The following is a 16,512-nucleotide window of genomic DNA, read 5'->3' as shown; positions in this document are numbered from 1 at the left end:
AAATGTGCTATAATAGAGAAAACAAAGATAAGAGGTTTATCATGACAAAATTATATGGAAGCTTAGAAGCGGGCGGTACAAAGTTTGTCTGTGCTGTCGGTGATGAAAACTTTAATGTTGTGGAAAAAACACAATTTCCAACAACAACTCCTATCGAGACTATCGATAAAACCATCGAGTTCTTTTCAAAATTCGATAATCTTGCTGGTCTTGCTGTCGGTTCATTTGGTCCGATCGATATCGACAAAAACTCAAAAACCTATGGCTTTATCACAACGACTCCAAAACCTCACTGGGCAAATGTAGACCTACTTGGGGCTCTCCGTCGTGCCCTCAACGTACCCATGTATTTCACCACAGACGTAAATAGCTCTGCCTATGGTGAAGTAGTTGCTCGTAACAATGCTGGTGGCCGTATCGAAAACTTGGTTTACTACACGATCGGTACAGGGATCGGTGCAGGTGTTATCCAACGTGGTGAGTTTATCGGTGGTGTCGGTCACCCTGAGATGGGTCACTACTATGTGGCTAAACACCCAATGGATGTAGAAAAAGAATTTAACGGCGTCTGTCCTTTCCATAAGGGTTGTTTGGAAGGCTTTGCGGCTGGACCAAGTCTAGAAGCTCGTACAGGTGTTCGTGGCGAAAACATCGAACTCAACAGCTCTGTCTGGGATGTTCAAGCCTACTATATCGCTCAGGCTGCGGTCAATGCTACTGTGACTTTCCGTCCAGATGTGATCGTCTTTGGTGGTGGCGTTATGGCCCAACAACACATGCTGGACCGTGTGCGTGAGAAATTCACAGCTCTTCTCAATGGCTACCTACCAGTACCAGATGTGCGTGACTACATCGTGACTCCAGCAGTCGCAGGCAATGGTTCTGCCACACTTGGGAACTTTGTCCTTGCTAAAAGTGTCGCAAAATAAAAAAAGCATCCGTTTGGGCAACCAAACGGATGTTTTGATTGAAGACAATGTTTTTGAGCCTTTCCTTAAGTGATGACGGACGGTAGCGACTTTCTTCGAAATTCCATACCTAAACTTTGAGCCTAAAGTCTCAAAGTTTCCGAACACCTGAAACCATTAGATTTCAGGTGTTTTTATCACGGCGGAAAGGCTAGGTAAGACCTCGCTTTACTCGCGAAGAAGGGATGATTTTCATACCAAAGTATATTTAGTATCAAGCGATAGTCTGTCTATGTTCAAAAAATCCGTTTGGTTTTCCAAACGGATTTTTCTATTCTCAAAACATCTGCCAGAAGAAATCAATAATATAAGTCAAACCATAAGTATAAACCACTAGGGTAAAGGGCTTGGTCAAAACGATGATAATCATATAGCGCTTAAAGGTCATCTTGGTAAGGGCAGCCAGCATACAGAGAAAGTCAGCTGGGCTAACTGGCCAGATCATCATAAAGATAAAGAAACGCTCGAAACGATTGCCCTTATCTAGCCAACCGATGTACTTGTCATAGGTGCGCTTGCTGACGACGGACTGGACAAAGGCAGCTCCATAGAGACGGACGAGGTAAAAGATAATGGCACAACCAATCACGATGCCGATATAGTTATAGATGGTTCCGATGATGTGGCCGTAAATAAATACCCCAGCCACTGAGGTCAAAGCTCCCGGAATGATCGGAACAACGGTTTGTAGGATCTGTAAAAAGATAAAGAGTGGTGGCCCCCAAACCCCAGCTTGCTGGATAAAGGCCGATAGGGTTTCCTTGGACTGTAACACTCCTGCCTGATAGGCCCAAATACAGAAAATCAAGGTGCCGACTCCCCCGACGATAGATGAAATATTGATGACTTGCTGTAGAAGGGGAGAAACAGCTTTCATTTGCTTATCCTGTGACATGTAAACTCCTCATAGATAGTATGATTCTACTATACCATATTTTGCAAAAGAAGGGGGAATTTAATGATAAACATGTTATAATAAAGAAAGTAGAACATCGTTAAAGGAGAGAATGATGCAAGTAAAACCAGAACTGGAGATAGAAAAACAACTGATTAGCCAGCTGGTGACTGGTGAAAGTCAATGGACTTATCGAGAAGACCTAAAAACAGAAGACCAATTATGGGAAAATTTCTTTACTAAACTAGCCCAAAATAATGTGGCTCTCCTAGCAGACCATCCCTTGACAGAGCAGGAAAAACGCCAGATTAAAAACCAACTCAACTTTGTCAGCTACTATGATGCTGCTAAGTGGTTGGTCGGTGAAAACGGCATTGCCAAAGTCGAGGTTCAAAGAGAAGATGCTAGCCTAGGCACCATCCGTTTGTCAGTCATTTGGCGTGACAATATCGCAGCAGGAAAGTCTAGCTACGAAGTTGTCAATCAAGTCCAAAGAGAAAAAGTAAATCCTCTGGATCAAGACCGTAGACTGGATGTTACTCTTCTCATCAATGGCTTGCCTATGATTCAAATCGAGCTCAAGAGTTCCCAAGCAGCATTTATCGATGCCTTTCACCAAATTAAAAAATATGACCGCGAAGGCAAGTTCCGTGGTATCTACTCTAGCTTGCAGATGTTTGTTGTGACCAACAAGATCGATACACGCTATATCGCTGCAGCTCGAGAAAATAAACTCAACAAGCAATTTCTAACCAAGTGGGTGGATAAGGACAATCATCCTGTGACAAACTTGACAAGCTTTGCCCACGAAGTCCTTTCTATCCCTCGTGCTCACCAGATGGTCATGCAGTATTCTGTCATTGATGATAGCAAAAAATCTCTCATCCTCTTGCGTCCTTATCAGATCCATGCTATCGAAGCGGTGCAGGAAGCTTCACGTCGTCAGGAGTCTGGCTATGTTTGGCATACGACAGGTTCAGGAAAGACTCTGACTTCTTATAAGGTGGCTCGGAATCTCCTTCAGATTCCATCTATCCAAAAGACGATTTTTGTCGTTGACCGCAGGGACTTGGACCAACAAACCACTTCATCCTTCCTCTCCTATGCAACCAATGATGTCATTGATATCGATGAGACGGACAATACACATGATTTGGTCAAGAGACTAGGAAGTAATGATAAGCGTGTCGTAGTGACCACCATCCAGAAAATCACTACTATGATGCGCAAGTTTGACCAAGGCCTTTACCAACGAGATGCAGACAAAATCAAGGGCCTCCGCGTGGCCTTTGTAGTGGATGAATGCCACCGTGCCGTGACACCTCAAACACAAAAGGACATTAAAGCCTTTTTCCCTCAGTCTCTCTGGTATGGATTTACAGGAACGCCAATCTTTAAGGAAAATAAACGCCAGCAGGTCGGCGACCTCGCCCAAACTACTCAGCAACAGTATGGAGACCGTCTCCATGAGTATACGGTCAAGGAAGCCATCCATGATGGAGCTGTCTTAGGCTTTAAAGTAGACTATCGCAATACCCTCATTACGGATAGATCTGAAGATGACATACCAGATACTGTCTACGAGAATGAGGAGCACATGCTGGAAGTCTTGGATGCCATTATCAATAAATCCCGCCAACAACTGGGCTTCCAAAAAGGCGTGGGGAATACCTACAATGCCATCCTGACTGTCAAGTCCATCCCTCAAGCCCAAGCCTACTATGACCTTCTTAAAAAAGTCAAGGCTGGACAGACACGAGTCAAGGTATCTGAGAGAGTCAAGATGGTCCTTCCAGACTTTCCAAAGGCGACCATCACCTACTCCGTTACGGAGAATGAAGAAGACTCAAGAGCCAACCAAGACCACATGAAGCAAGTCCTAGAGGACTATAACCAAGAGTTTGATACTCACTTTACTATGGCGGATCTTCGTGGCTTCAATACAGATGTCAATAACCGCCTAGCTCGAAAACAGGACAAGTATCTCTATCGCAATGAACAGTTGGACTTAGTCATCGTGGTCAATCGTCTCCTAACTGGATTTGATGCCCCTTGTCTATCGACTCTCTTTATCGATCGTAAACCAATGCAACTGCAGGATTTAATTCAGGCCTTTAGTCGTAACAACCGTATATTTGATTCTAGTAAGACCTATGGTCATATCATCACCTTCCAAAAGCCTCTAGCTTTTAAGGAAGCAGTAGATAATGCCCTCAAGCTTTACTCAAATGGTGGTGAAAATGATGTCCTAGCACCAAACTGGGAAGAGGAAAAGAGAAACTTTTTGAGAAGTTGTAGCGACTTTCAAAATCTCATCACAGATGACCCTGTAGAAGGACTCCAACTCGAACAAATGTCGACTCCTCAGTTGAGAAAAATTGCCAAAGCCTATCAAGGATTTGATAAGTACCTAGCTTCTATCCGAGTCTATAAAGAGTATGATGAGGAAGAAATTTACGCCCAAACGGGACTCAGTGCAGAAGAGTTGGAAGTTTATCTTGGTTTTTATCAAAATATCCTAGCAGAGTTGAAAAGTCGTTCGGAAGATGATAACGACGATGGCGAACCACTTGATATCCATTATGAACTAGAGTCTATCCAAGTAGATGAGATCAACTACGCCTATATTCTGACCTTGATCCAAAGCTTGATCGAGCAAGAGCAGAGTCAGGAAAAGAGTCTCAGCGCACAGGACAGAGAAGCAGTGGATACCTATATCCAAAGTTTGGAGAAGACCAATCCAAATCTGGCACAGATCATCTCAGAGCTTTGGCAAGAAGTACAGGCAAATCCAGACCGCTACAGAGGTCAATCCATCGCTAATATCCTTGACCAGATGATTGAAGCAGTCATCCAGCAGCATATCCAAGACTTTAGTAAGACCTGGTATGTGGGCGAAGATGAACTCCGCTACTATGTCAATCACTACCGCAAGGGAGCTAAAAAACAACTAGGAGAAAGTCAACTGACTAAGAGTCAGCGCTACAAGGACTATAAAGTTGAGGTGACAGATGCCCTCAACCCACTCCTTTATAAAAAACAAATCAAAGAAGCCTATACCCAACTCATCGAAGAGGTGATTGAACCATTGAGGGTTGGAGGCTATATGTAGATTTTTATTTCTATCAAATTTTGTGATTCCTTTTTTAAAAAAGCCTTATTTAGGGCTTTTTTTAGATATTTATAAATTTTACATAGTAATAAAAAACTATATATTGTGTATTTGTTTAATAATAAACAATATTCTACACATTATATTGTGTTTCTACCTTGACTTCCTTTGAAAAATTGATATAATAACAAATGTAGAATAAAAAAAGACGTCAGTTGGGGCTGACGACTTTGATAGGGTTATGAATTTTTAGCTAGTTTGGGAAAGCACTATTCAAAAATTCCATTTCCAGTGTATCATTTATTTGATAGATTGTAAATTAAAGCGAAAATATTCTAACCTACATTCTACAAAATATTATAGAAAGTGGGTGATCGGTATTCGATTATCAAAATATTTAAATAGAGAACAAATACAAACAGGATTAGACTTCTTAGATGTCGATACAAATGAAGATGTTATGCTATTTGTAGATCCTTTGTTATTGCCAGATAATTTTAAAAGAGTTGTGGATGATTTTATTAAGCGGTCTTATGAAATTTATTGTGAAGGGAATAAAAAAGATTCATTTAACCTTTTTTCACATTCGAAAGAATGTAATGCGACGCACCTAGGATATTCTTCCAATAAGTCAAAAGGGAAAGGTGTCTCAATGAAGATGCTTGACCAATTTTTTAGTTATGTGAAATCATCTGTTTCAGCTGTCCAAGAAAAAGCATTAACATCAGTAGCTATACCTTTATTTATCAAAAGATTTTCCGAAGACAGAATGTCAGATTTGATTGTCAGTTTGTTGAAGAAAGAACTCATTGTTTTTTCATTAGAACAAGCTAGATTACATGGATTTCAAATTAGCAGTGATATCAAAACTTTTGAATATTGGGATCACATAAGTCATGAATGGGCAAAGTTTGAGAGTCATTATGTGTTGGATCCTGAGGAGAATAATAAAGATAGATTATTGATTTTGGTTCCAAAAACAATAGTTAGTAAGAGATATATTATATCTCCAGCAAGATATGTTTCTAATATCTTTAGTCGCTTACAGCTATTATCAATGTATCAGGATTCAAATGGGAAACCATACTCTAAAAAAATTCTGAGAGAGATAAAAATAAATAAACAGTATAACGAAGATAAACAGAAGAACTATATTCTAGATTCAACAACTTCTTCTCCAGAGTATTTTATAGATTACATGGAGCATTCAGAAAAATATAGAGACAATAAGTCATTGCTTGATGATGAGTTAATTAGTCTTTTATAACTTGATAAATGATTGAATAGTGCTACAAGAGAAGAAGAGTTTTCTTCTCTTTTTGCTTTGTTATTAGCGTTCATATTGATTTTTCATGATATAATATTAAAAAATGATGAATGATGATTCTAGGTTATGAATTACATAAAAAGTTAAAACAATTTTTAGATAGAGAGTTATAAGAGTTGAGGAAAAGAATGATACCTAAAATTATTTTTAGTGAAGGAAAAAAAGATTGGGTTAAAAGACCATTATTATCCAACATAGATAAAATTTTAGATTATAGAGGTAGAACACCTAAAAAATTAGGTTTGAGTTGGAGTGATACAGGTTATCTAGCTTTATCAGCTTTAAATGTAAAGAATGGCTATATTGATTTCAATGCTGATGCCAATTATGGAGATCAAGAATTGTATGATCGATGGATGGGAGATAATCACCTTCATAAAGGGCAAGTTGTTTTTACTACTGAAGCACCAATGGGAAATGTTGCACAGATTCCTAATGATGATTTGTATATTCTAAGTCAACGTACGATTGCCTTTGAAGTTAAACATAATTTAATTCGGGAAGATTTTTTAGCTACTTTATTGCGTAGCCAAAAAATATTTAATGAATTAACTTCATTATCTAGTGGAGGAACTGCAAAAGGAGTTAGTCAAAAATCTTTATCAAATCTCAAGGTTTGTTTGCCTACATCATTAGAAGAACAATCCGCCATCGGCTCCCTTTTCCGCACCCTCGACGACCTTTTAGCTAGCTACAAGGATAATCTTACCAACTACCAAGCTCTCAAGGCGACCATGCTCTCAAAGATGTTTCCGAAGACTGGACATACGGTACCTGAGATTCGCTTGGATGGATTTGAAGGTGAGTGGGAATTATATGAACTTAAATCAAGGGCTGAAACTATAACTAAGGGAACCACACCGAAAGATAAAAGCTGGCAAGGGGAAGTAAACTATATTAAAACCGAAAGTATAAATAGAGATACTGGTAGTTTGGTCCGGACAGCCTCTACAAGTTTAGAAGAACATTTAGGATACCTAAAACGTTCTATACTTAAAGAGGGTGATGTATTGTTTTCAATTGTCGGTACTCTTGGGGTAGTTGGGAAAGTTGATAAAAAAGATTTACCTGCAAATACAAATCAGCAAATTGCAATTATTAGATTGAAGAGAGACGATGCGATTTTTATGTTGAATTTTTTGAAAAGTCCAAGAATAAAGTCTTTTATCAAAAGTGATTCAACAATTGGAGCACAACCCTCGCTTTCTTTATGGCAGATAGAGAAAATAAAGGTATCACTTCCTCCTTCACTCGAAGAACAACAAGCCATCGGCGCCTATTTCTCTAACCTCGATAACCTAATCACAGCTCAGCAAGAGAAAATTTCTCAGTTAGTAACACTGAAAAAGAAACTCTTGCAGGATATGTTTATATAGAATTTTGTTATGAAAAAATTTAAAAGATTATGTTTGTCGTTTTGTTTATCAATTTGTTCTTTTTCGCCAGGTTTAGTCTTGTATCTATTTACTATAGACATTTTTCCCTCACATGATTCTTATGTATGTAGTTTTCTAAAAATAGGAGTGTTGATTTTCCTGATGCTTTCTTTTTCTTTTGGAGTCTTACAGTATTTGAAAAGATTTAAAGAAGCAAATGATACTGCTCAAGTTGAAAGTATACAACCAGTAGAAAATGAAATCATTCCAACTTACTTAGGCCTTTTTGTAATTATGCTGGGTTTAGGTGAATTAACATTCTTATATCAGATTGTAGTAATAGTCCTCATTTTTCTAATATGGTGGATTCTTATGGAGAGGTCATACTATTTTAATTTGATATGGTTACTCTCATATCGTTATTACAGAGTCACTGATAAAAACGGTAATGTCTTTATTATTTATAGCAAGAAAAAAGATGTTAAAGAGACTGGGACTATAGAAGGTCTAGTTAGAATAAATAATTTTACTTTTTTGGAGAAGGAATAGTATGTTTTTAGTAAAAGTAGGTCGAACGTATAGAAAATTGGATAACACGGATGATATTTCTGAATTAGTTGCTCCGGAGATTGATCCTGAAAATAGTAGAGAATTTGATCCAGAAATAAAATTAGAACATGAGGAATGGTTCTATATTGAAATTGATGATGAGCATATGTCTATGGTCAAAGAATATGAAGATAAATTTTTAAATACTGCGGGTCTAAATGATGTGAGTGAAGAAGAGTTCTCGAAAATTGACTTGATTTTTCGTAAAGTTGATAACGATGGGTTAGTTTTTCAAAAAATCACACAATCAAAGAGACTGGTAGATAAGTCAATCTTGAAATGGAGATATAGAAGAGCTGAAAGAACAATTATTGAAAAGGGTATAGAACTAAAATCTGAGAACGATGCTTATTTTGACGGAAATAATAAATTGTACTTTAGAAGTTTTAGGACGATTCATAGTCTATTCAAAGGGATTGATGATTACTACCGTATAGCTAGTATTGCAGAAGTTGATGAATTAAAAAGAATTGATTTAGTTAGTTTCTCAGACTTTGAGATTAAATCTAATAATTTAAAGATGGTAGCAATTCTAAAAGATGATGAAATTGATTTATCTGATACCTCAATAATTAGCACCTTATTAACATCATATGAACAATACCCAGAGCAAGATTTTAAGGTCTCAGAAGGAAAATTTATTATTGATACTAACAAACGATTGACAAGTTTTTTAAAATTGGCGTTAGGAAGATTATATACTAATCCAATTACAAGTCATCAGATGGAAGCCAGCTCTGCTAGGCGATTACGGAAGAAGGAAAACTGAGGTAACATTCTTTAAAAAATTATCTATAAAAAGGAGAGTTCATGGTATCTGTAACACAACGTATCAAAGAAATTAACCAACCTCGAGGTGGTTATCTGCCCATCAAGTTATTTTCAGTAGAGCAGTTCGAAGATCACCGAGTTCTGCATTCTGTAGAGTCTGTATCTCCTAGTTTAGTGGGGATTTGTGTGGACTACTTGACACGCTTTATGAAAGGGACAGAAGCCCGTGATGCTTTCATAATTTCTCTCATGGGAGCTCATAGGGTTAACATGGGAGACCTAGCAGAAGCACTACTCGATTTGGTGACAGGATTGGACGATTTATCGATAGAAAGTGCGTGTCGTTTGGTTTCTTTTGATGTCGTTTTTCGTGCGGGGAAACAGTATTATAAGCCTTTTGAGGAAATTACAGTGGATGCCGAAACGATAGAGAATATTCGTATCATGGTGGAGCGAAGCCTTTGCTTCTTCGATCTTTATGGTCCTTTGGTAAAAGATGGCTTTAACTTTTTGGGAGGCTATACAGAAACGATTGATAAGGGTGATGGAGATTTTCTGACCAAGGATACACTGTGGGATTTTAAGGTGACTAAAACAGCTCCTAATAAAGACAATACACTACAAGTCCTTGTATACTATATCATGGGGCTACATTCCTTTGACCCCGATTTCCTTTCTATCGAAAATCTTGGATTTTATAACCCGCGAAAAAACATCGTTTATCAACTTCCAGTCTCTTCTATTCCTTTAGATTTGATTCGAACGATTGAAAATGAAGTGATTTGTTATAAATGAATGCTTGTTTAAAAATAAATTGCAAAACTTAGAAAGAAACACTATGGAAACAACACAAACTTCCCAGTCGCTCTACCAAGCCCTGTGGAACTCAGCGGATGTTCTCCGCTCTAAGATGGATGCTAATGACTACAAGTCATATCTCTTGGGCATGGTCTTTTACAAGTATCTATCAGATAAGATGCTCTTTTTCGTGGCGGAGACCATGGAGGAGGGGACAGATAGTCTTGAGGCTGCCCTTGAGGTCTATCGTAACTACTATGAAGATGTGGACACTCACGAGGATCTTCTTGCAGTCATGAAGGACGAACTCAACTATAGTATCAAGCCCGACTTGACCTTTACGGCTCTGGTAGCGCGTGTTAATGAGGGGACTTTCCAGCTGGAAGATTTGGCTCAGGGTTTTCGAGATATCGAGCAGAGTGACGACCTCTATGAAAATCTCTTTGAGGATATTGATCTCTATTCCAAAAAGCTAGGGGCAACTCCACAAAAGCAAAACCAAACAGTGGCGGCAGTCATGAAAGAGTTGGCTGTGCTAGATGTAGCGGGTCATGCAGGCGATATGCTGGGGGATGCCTATGAGTATCTGATCGGTCAGTTTGCGACTGACTCGGGTAAGAAAGCTGGTGAGTTTTATACACCTCAGCCTGTTGCCAAACTCATGACTCAGATTGCCTTTTTAGGTCGTGAGGACCAGCAAGGTTTTACCATCTATGATGCGACCATGGGCTCTGGCTCTCTCTTGCTCAATGCCAAGAAATACTCTCATAAACCGCAGACAGTTGTCTACTTTGGTCAGGAGCTCAATACCTCGACCTATAACCTAGCTCGGATGAACATGATTCTACACGGTGTTCCAGTTGAGAATCAATTTCTCCACAATGCTGATACACTGGATGAAGACTGGCCGACACAGGAACCAACCAACTTTGATGGGGTTCTGATGAACCCGCCGTACTCTGCTAAGTGGTCTGCTAGCTCTGGCTTCTTGAATGATCCTCGTTTCTCTCCTTTTGGGAAACTGGCACCCCAGTCCAAGGCTGACTTTGCCTTCCTTTTACATGGTTACTACCATCTCAAGCAGGATAATGGAGTTATGGCTATCGTCCTTCCTCATGGTGTTCTCTTCCGTGGAAATGCGGAAGGAACTATTCGTAAGGCCTTGTTAGAAGAAGGAGCAATTGACACGGTTATCGGTCTACCTGCCAATATCTTCTTTAATACCAGCATTCCGACCACGGTCATCATTCTCAAAAAGAATCGAACTAATCGTGATGTTTACTTTATCGATGCTTCTAAGGAGTTTGATAAGGGGAAAAATCAGAATATCATGACGGATGCTCATATCGAGAAGATTCTGGAAGCCTACAAGTCTCGTAAGGAGATTGACAAGTTTGCCCATTTGGCAAGCTATGAAGAAATTGTCGAAAATGACTACAACCTCAATATCCCTCGCTATGTAGACACCTTTGAGGAAGAAGAAGTCGAGCCGCTGACAGACATCGTCAGCAAGATTAACGAGACAAATAAAGCTATCGAAAGTCAAACAGCTTCATTGCTTGAAATGCTCGGTCAACTCCACGGAACCACACCAGAAGCCGATGCCGAACTCAAAGAGTTTTTGAAAAACTTTAAAGGGTGATGGTGTAATCGATTCGCTCATTTTTTAGATACAACTTTGTTTCCATATTCCCTGGAAACGGATAGAAAACAAGGAGAAACATGGAACAAACTAATCAAAAATCCCAGTGCCAACAACTCTGGGCTAGAAACAAATACCTCGTTTTGAGTCATTCTAGCAATATTTACAATGAGATTCGTCAATACTTGAAGAATGAACAGGTGGAGCTGAGTCATGTTCAAGAACTGATTGACCGTTCCTGTCAAATCCCAGAGCACAGGGGTCAGGTTTGCAATGCCTTTCAGCATATTTGGGGCTATTTTAAAAAGAAAGCGACTGATGCTGAGCGCAAAGACTATATGCTCCTGCTGGATCGCTACCGCTTTGGTCAGGCTTCTAAGGAAGACTTGATCGCTAAAACTCGAGACTTGCTGGAACGCTATCCCAATACCTACTTGCAACATTCGACTTTACTGAAAGGAGACTCCCATGAGACTTTGGCATGAGGCTTTGATTTCACAACTTCCCCGTCCGCAGCTTTTGGGGCAACATCGAGAGTGTTGCGCCCTTCGTGGTAATGGTTGGGGCAGAAAGCATACGACAGTGAACTATGTCTTTACCCACTCGCCCTATCGTCTCTATGCCTATCATCGCTTGATCATGGAGGAGATGGCTAACCGTGGCTATAATGTCAGTCCAGAGTGGTTGGACAAGAACTACCGTGGGAAAATCTGCTCCGCTTATGAGGATTTGTCTGAGGAGAAGCTGACCACTCCCATCTATAGTGAGCATGATGCAGGATACTATGAGGAATGTCTGGCTAATCTCCGAGAGAAAGGCATTGAGCTGAAGTAAGAGTCAGGATTGGCTCCACATTATAACTCTTCTCGTCATTTTTTCGAATAATAAAAAGGAGATCTTTAGAATGATTCTAAGGTCTTGTTTTATGAGTGTTAAGATAATTCTTGTGTTCTAATTAAAAAGCCAAGGGCGAACGAAGTGAGCTTTTAGAGGATATTTCCCGCTATAGTGGTATTCTGGATAATAATTTATTATTATCCAGAACGGGATTTTTGAGACACTCTGGCCCAAAAATTAGGGATGAAATTACAAAGTAATTTGCTCTCGTCCGCACTTTTTAAGGGAAATATCAAAATTACAAAAGAAAACCAACCTATAGTCTTTTCTAATAACAAGCCATAGTCACTGATGAGAATCGTCAATAGCTCGTTTGAGCATTCTAACTAAAATACAGCAATAAAACAAGCAATACAAAGGATTTGAGACACTGGTCTCAAGTCTTTTTCTTTTGTTTAAAACAGTGATATAGTTTCAAACTATATCAAAGCCTAATTATTTACAATTATACAGACAGTTTCTTTTCTGTTAAGATAGTTTCAACAACAAATTTTGGAGGACACATCATGTCAACTACGATCATCGGTTTCCCTCGTTTGGGTGAATTCCGCGAATTAAAATTTACAACTGAAAAATACTTTAGAAAAGAAATCTCAGAAGAAGAACTCTTGGCAGCAGCAAAAGAATTGCGTGCAAAACACTGGAACATTGTCAAAGAAAAAGGCATCACTGAAATTCCATCAAATGACTTTTCTCACTATGATAACTTCCTAGATGCAGCCTTCCTTTTCAACGTGGTACCTGCATCCGTTCAAAACTTGGACTTGTCTGACCTTGAACGCTACTTTGCTTTGGGACGTGGTTACCAAGGAGAAAAAGGGGACGTGCGTGCCCTTCCAATGAAGAAATGGTTCAACACCAACTACCACTACATCGTTCCTAAATTTGAAAAAGACACTCAAGTAAAATTGGCTGGTCACAAGATCTTTGATGAGTTCCAAGAAGCGAAAGAACTTGGATTGAACACTCGTCCTGTCCTTGTAGGTCCATTCACTTTCCTTCAATTGTCAGACTTTGAAGAAGGCGTGAAAGCAGAAGACTTCGTAGATAGCTTAGTGGCTGCATACCAAGAAGTTTTTGCTAAATTAGCTGAACTTGGTGCGACTCGCATCCAACTCGACGAAGCGGCTCTTGTCAAAGACTTGACAGCTGAAGAAAAAGCTCTCTTCTTGAACCTCTACAACAAGCTTTTGGCTGACAAAAAAGGTCTTGAAGTCTTGCTTCAAACTTACTTCGGTGACGTTCGTGACGTCTACTCTGATCTTGTGAATTTGCCAGTAGATGCCATCGGTCTGGACTTCGTTGAAGGTAAGAAAACTCTTGAACTCGTTAAAGGTGGCTTTCCAGCTGACAAGACTCTCTATGCAGGTATTGTCAATGGTAAAAACATCTGGCGCAACAACTACGAAAAGAGCTTGGCTGTTCTTGAGCAAATTCCAGCTGAAAACATTGTCTTGACAAGCTCATGCTCACTTCTTCATGTGCCATTTACAACTGCTAATGAAGAATTTGAACCAGCTATCTTGAACCACTTTGCTTTTGCAGTTGAAAAATTGGATGAGATTCGTGATTTGGATGCTATCCGCAATGGTCAAGGTGCAGAAGCTCTTGCAGCTAATAAAGAACTCTTTGCGACTGAGCGTGTGGGTGAAAATACAGAACTTCGTGCGCGTATCGCTGGTTTGACAGACGCAGACTACACTCGTTTGCCAGCCTTTGCAGAACGTGAAGCTATCCAAGAAGAAGCCTTTAAACTTCCAGCTCTTCCAACAACAACCATCGGTTCATTCCCTCAAACTAAGGAAGTTCGTGCCAAACGTTTGGCCTTCCGTAAGGGTGAATTGTCACAAGAAGAATACGACGCTTTCCTTGCTGAAACCATCGACGAATGGATTAAATGGCAAGAAGAAGTTGGATTTGACGTGCTTGTACACGGTGAGTTCGAGCGTAACGACATGGTTGAGTACTTCGGTCAAAACTTGTCAGGTTACCTCTTCTCTAAGAATGGTTGGGTACAATCTTACGGTATGCGTGGGGTGAAACCACCAATCATCTGGGGTGATGTCACTCGTCTCAACCCAATCACTGTCAAATGGTCTAGCTATGCTCAAAGTCGTACAGACAAACCTGTTAAGGGTATGTTGACTGGACCTGTTACCATCCTCAACTGGTCATTCCCACGTGAAGACATCTCTATCAAGGACTCAACTCTTCAAATCGCTCTTGCTATCAAGGATGAAGTTCTTGACCTTGAAGCTGCTGGTGTGAAAATCATCCAAATCGATGAGGCTGCTCTTCGTGAGAAATTGCCACTCCGTCGTAGCGACTGGTACGAAGACTACCTTGATTGGGCTATTCCAGCCTTCCGCTTGGTACACTCTACAGTAGCGCCAGACACTCAAATCCACACCCACATGTGTTACTCAGAATTTACAGATATCATCCCAGCTATCGACAACATGGATGCGGACGTTATTTCCTTTGAAGCAAGCCGTTCAAACCTTGAAATCTTGGACGAACTCAAAGCGAAAAACTTCCAAACAGAAGTGGGTCCTGGAGTTTACGATATCCACTCACCTCGTGTGCCAAATGAAGGCGAAATTGACCACACAATCGATGCTATTCTTGCCAAAGTACCAAGCAAGAAAGTTTGGATCAACCCTGACTGTGGTTTGAAAACACGTGGTATTCCAGAAACAAAAGAAAGCTTGATCCGCCTTGTTGAAGCAGCAAAAGCTGCGCGTGAGAAATTATAAGATAAGATTTCTCTCTTGACACTGACTGATCAAGGAACTGCTTGGCCCTAGCTGGCTCAGCAATCATGAAATCAAAAAGAAAAGGATAATGACTATGTCACGCCAAACTCCGTCACTTTCATTTGAAGTGTTCCCTCCAAACCCAGCTGTGGGTAATGATAAAATTATTTCAGCCTTGCAGGATATGCGGGAGCTGACACCGCACTTTATCAGTGTGACTGCCAGCAACAATAAATTTAATATCAAGGAAACAACGGTTCGTTTGGCTGACTTTATCCAGAATGACTTGACGATTCCAACCATTGCCCACTTGCCAGCTATCTATCTGACCAAGGAAAAGGTTGCTGAAACCATTGCAGACTTGGATAAGGTTGGGGTACAGAAAATCTTGGCCTTGCGTGGGGATATTATCCCTGATGTGGAACCACAAAAGGATTTCCGCTACGCAACGGATTTGATCGAGTTCATCAAGGAACAAGCCCCTCACTTTGATATTATTGGCGCTTGCTACCCAGAGGGGCATCCTGACTCTCCAAACCAAATCTCGGATATTCAAAATCTCAAGAAGAAAGTGGATGCAGGTTGTTCAAGCCTTGTAACGCAACTTTTCTTTGACAATGAGCGCTTCTACGATTTCCAAGATAAGTGTACCTTGGCAGGGATTGATGTTCCTATTCATGCAGGTATCATGCCCATTCTGAACCGTAATCAAGCACTTCGTCTCTTGAAGACTTGTGAGAATATCCATCTTCCACGTAAATTTAAGGCCATCTTAGACAAGTATGAGCATGACCCTGAGTCGCTCAGAGCAGCAGGACTTGCCTATGCCGTGGATCAGATCGTGGACTTGGTAACGCAGGATGTCGCAGGTGTGCATCTCTACACCATGAACAATGCTGAAACAGCAAAATACATCCACCAAGCAACCCATGCCTTGTTTAATCATCAGTCTTTAGGATAATAAAAAGCAAACCATTCTTCTCAGGTGAGGGGAATGGTTCCTTTTTAATAGAAAAGCCCGCACTTTTTAAGAAAAATATGATAAAATAGACTCTGTACGTACTTGATACAAAGATGAGGGTATTTAGGTTGTAGAAGTTTGTTTAAAGTGGATTATTTTTTAAACAAAATATGATAATAGGTGTCTCAAAAAACACGAACGGAGTGAGTATTTAAAAGATATTTCAAGCTATAGTAGTATCCTAGAGAATAACTCTGTTATTTTCTAGGACGGAATTTTTTAGACTTCAGGCTAAAAAATAAGGGATGAAATTCCGAAGGAAGTTGCTCCCGTCCGCACTATTCCAGTGAAATATCAAAAAAACTACTTAATTGAATTTTGGTCTCATTTCTTAGGAAAA

At 39.9% G+C, this 16,512-nt stretch carries 13 protein-coding genes; 12 read left to right on the top strand and 1 reads right to left on the bottom strand.

What is annotated here, in order from left to right; translation table 11 throughout:
* The first annotated feature begins 41 nt into the window (after positions 1-41).
* Positions 42-929, top strand: a complete 888-nt coding sequence (gene scrK / locus HMPREF2766_RS04635; protein WP_000164292.1) for a fructokinase ScrK — start codon at positions 42-44, stop codon at positions 927-929.
* 316 nt (positions 930-1,245) lie between these two features.
* Here the strand turns inward: scrK and HMPREF2766_RS04630 are convergent, their stop codons facing one another.
* A complete protein-coding gene (locus HMPREF2766_RS04630) occupies positions 1,246-1,863 on the bottom strand; it encodes a TVP38/TMEM64 family protein (RefSeq protein WP_000076177.1) in 618 nt (205 codons plus the stop codon).
* 112 nt (positions 1,864-1,975) lie between these two features.
* Here HMPREF2766_RS04630 and HMPREF2766_RS04625 point away from each other — a divergent pair, with 112 nt between their 5' ends.
* From HMPREF2766_RS04625 to metF, 11 genes are all read left to right on the top strand, one after another.
* The gene (locus HMPREF2766_RS04625) at positions 1,976-4,975 is read left to right on the top strand and encodes a type I restriction endonuclease subunit R (RefSeq protein ID WP_070568006.1); all 3,000 of its coding nucleotides are present in this window, start codon (positions 1,976-1,978) and stop codon (positions 4,973-4,975) included.
* 370 nt (positions 4,976-5,345) lie between these two features.
* Positions 5,346-6,242, top strand: a complete 897-nt coding sequence (locus HMPREF2766_RS04620; RefSeq protein ID WP_070568004.1) for a hypothetical protein — start codon at positions 5,346-5,348, stop codon at positions 6,240-6,242.
* 188 nt (positions 6,243-6,430) lie between these two features.
* Positions 6,431-7,678, top strand: a complete 1,248-nt coding sequence (locus HMPREF2766_RS04615) for a restriction endonuclease subunit S (RefSeq protein ID WP_070568002.1) — start codon at positions 6,431-6,433, stop codon at positions 7,676-7,678.
* 9 nt (positions 7,679-7,687) lie between these two features.
* Positions 7,688-8,227 (top strand): hypothetical protein, encoded by a 540-nt coding sequence (locus HMPREF2766_RS04610; protein WP_070568000.1) that lies wholly within the window; start codon positions 7,688-7,690, stop codon positions 8,225-8,227.
* Between the two features lies 1 nt (position 8,228).
* The gene (locus HMPREF2766_RS04605) at positions 8,229-9,056 is read left to right on the top strand and encodes a hypothetical protein (RefSeq protein ID WP_070567998.1); all 828 of its coding nucleotides are present in this window, start codon (positions 8,229-8,231) and stop codon (positions 9,054-9,056) included.
* Between the two features lie 41 nt (positions 9,057-9,097).
* A complete protein-coding gene (locus HMPREF2766_RS04600; protein ID WP_070567996.1) occupies positions 9,098-9,853 on the top strand; it encodes a hypothetical protein in 756 nt (251 codons plus the stop codon).
* Between the two features lie 43 nt (positions 9,854-9,896).
* Complete coding sequence (locus HMPREF2766_RS04595) at positions 9,897-11,498, top strand: type I restriction-modification system subunit M (protein WP_070567994.1); 1,602 nt, start codon at positions 9,897-9,899, stop codon at positions 11,496-11,498.
* Positions 11,499-11,578: 80 nt separating this feature from the next.
* Positions 11,579-11,983, top strand: a complete 405-nt coding sequence (locus HMPREF2766_RS04590) for a YbgA family protein (RefSeq protein WP_070567993.1) — start codon at positions 11,579-11,581, stop codon at positions 11,981-11,983.
* A complete protein-coding gene (locus HMPREF2766_RS04585; protein WP_070567991.1) occupies positions 11,967-12,332 on the top strand; it encodes a TIGR02328 family protein in 366 nt (121 codons plus the stop codon). The genes HMPREF2766_RS04590 and HMPREF2766_RS04585 overlap by 17 nt, the downstream gene beginning before the upstream one ends.
* Before the next feature lie 569 nt (positions 12,333-12,901).
* Complete coding sequence (metE, locus tag HMPREF2766_RS04580; RefSeq protein ID WP_070567989.1) at positions 12,902-15,151, top strand: 5-methyltetrahydropteroyltriglutamate--homocysteine S-methyltransferase; 2,250 nt, start codon at positions 12,902-12,904, stop codon at positions 15,149-15,151.
* A 94-nt stretch (positions 15,152-15,245) separates the two neighbouring features.
* Entirely contained in the window at positions 15,246-16,112 is an 867-nt protein-coding gene (gene metF / locus HMPREF2766_RS04575; RefSeq protein ID WP_070568079.1) for a methylenetetrahydrofolate reductase [NAD(P)H], read from the top strand.
* Positions 16,113-16,512 lie beyond the last annotated feature (400 nt).

The organism is Streptococcus sp. HMSC076C08 (genome assembly GCF_001810825.1).
Taxonomy (GTDB): Bacteria; Bacillota; Bacilli; order Lactobacillales; family Streptococcaceae; genus Streptococcus.
Note: the sequence above shows the minus strand (reverse complement) of the source record. Positions and strands in the feature narration are given on the sequence as shown.

Bases quoted from the DNA above. Each gene is read 5' to 3' on its own strand.
- scrK (WP_000164292.1), top strand. From the start codon at position 42: ATGACAAAATTATATGGAAGCTTAGAAGCGGGCGGTACAAAGTTTGTC.
- HMPREF2766_RS04630 (WP_000076177.1), bottom strand. From the start codon at position 1,863: ATGTCACAGGATAAGCAAATGAAAGCTGTTTCTCCCCTTCTACAGCAA.
- HMPREF2766_RS04625 (WP_070568006.1), top strand. From the start codon at position 1,976: ATGATGCAAGTAAAACCAGAACTGGAGATAGAAAAACAACTGATTAGC.
- HMPREF2766_RS04615 (WP_070568002.1), top strand. From the start codon at position 6,431: ATGATACCTAAAATTATTTTTAGTGAAGGAAAAAAAGATTGGGTTAAA.
- HMPREF2766_RS04610 (WP_070568000.1), top strand. From the start codon at position 7,688: ATGAAAAAATTTAAAAGATTATGTTTGTCGTTTTGTTTATCAATTTGT.
- HMPREF2766_RS04605 (WP_070567998.1), top strand. From the start codon at position 8,229: ATGTTTTTAGTAAAAGTAGGTCGAACGTATAGAAAATTGGATAACACG.
- HMPREF2766_RS04600 (WP_070567996.1), top strand. From the start codon at position 9,098: ATGGTATCTGTAACACAACGTATCAAAGAAATTAACCAACCTCGAGGT.
- HMPREF2766_RS04595 (WP_070567994.1), top strand. From the start codon at position 9,897: ATGGAAACAACACAAACTTCCCAGTCGCTCTACCAAGCCCTGTGGAAC.
- HMPREF2766_RS04590 (WP_070567993.1), top strand. From the start codon at position 11,579: ATGGAACAAACTAATCAAAAATCCCAGTGCCAACAACTCTGGGCTAGA.
- HMPREF2766_RS04585 (WP_070567991.1), top strand. From the start codon at position 11,967: ATGAGACTTTGGCATGAGGCTTTGATTTCACAACTTCCCCGTCCGCAG.
- metE (WP_070567989.1), top strand. From the start codon at position 12,902: ATGTCAACTACGATCATCGGTTTCCCTCGTTTGGGTGAATTCCGCGAA.
- metF (WP_070568079.1), top strand. From the start codon at position 15,246: ATGTCACGCCAAACTCCGTCACTTTCATTTGAAGTGTTCCCTCCAAAC.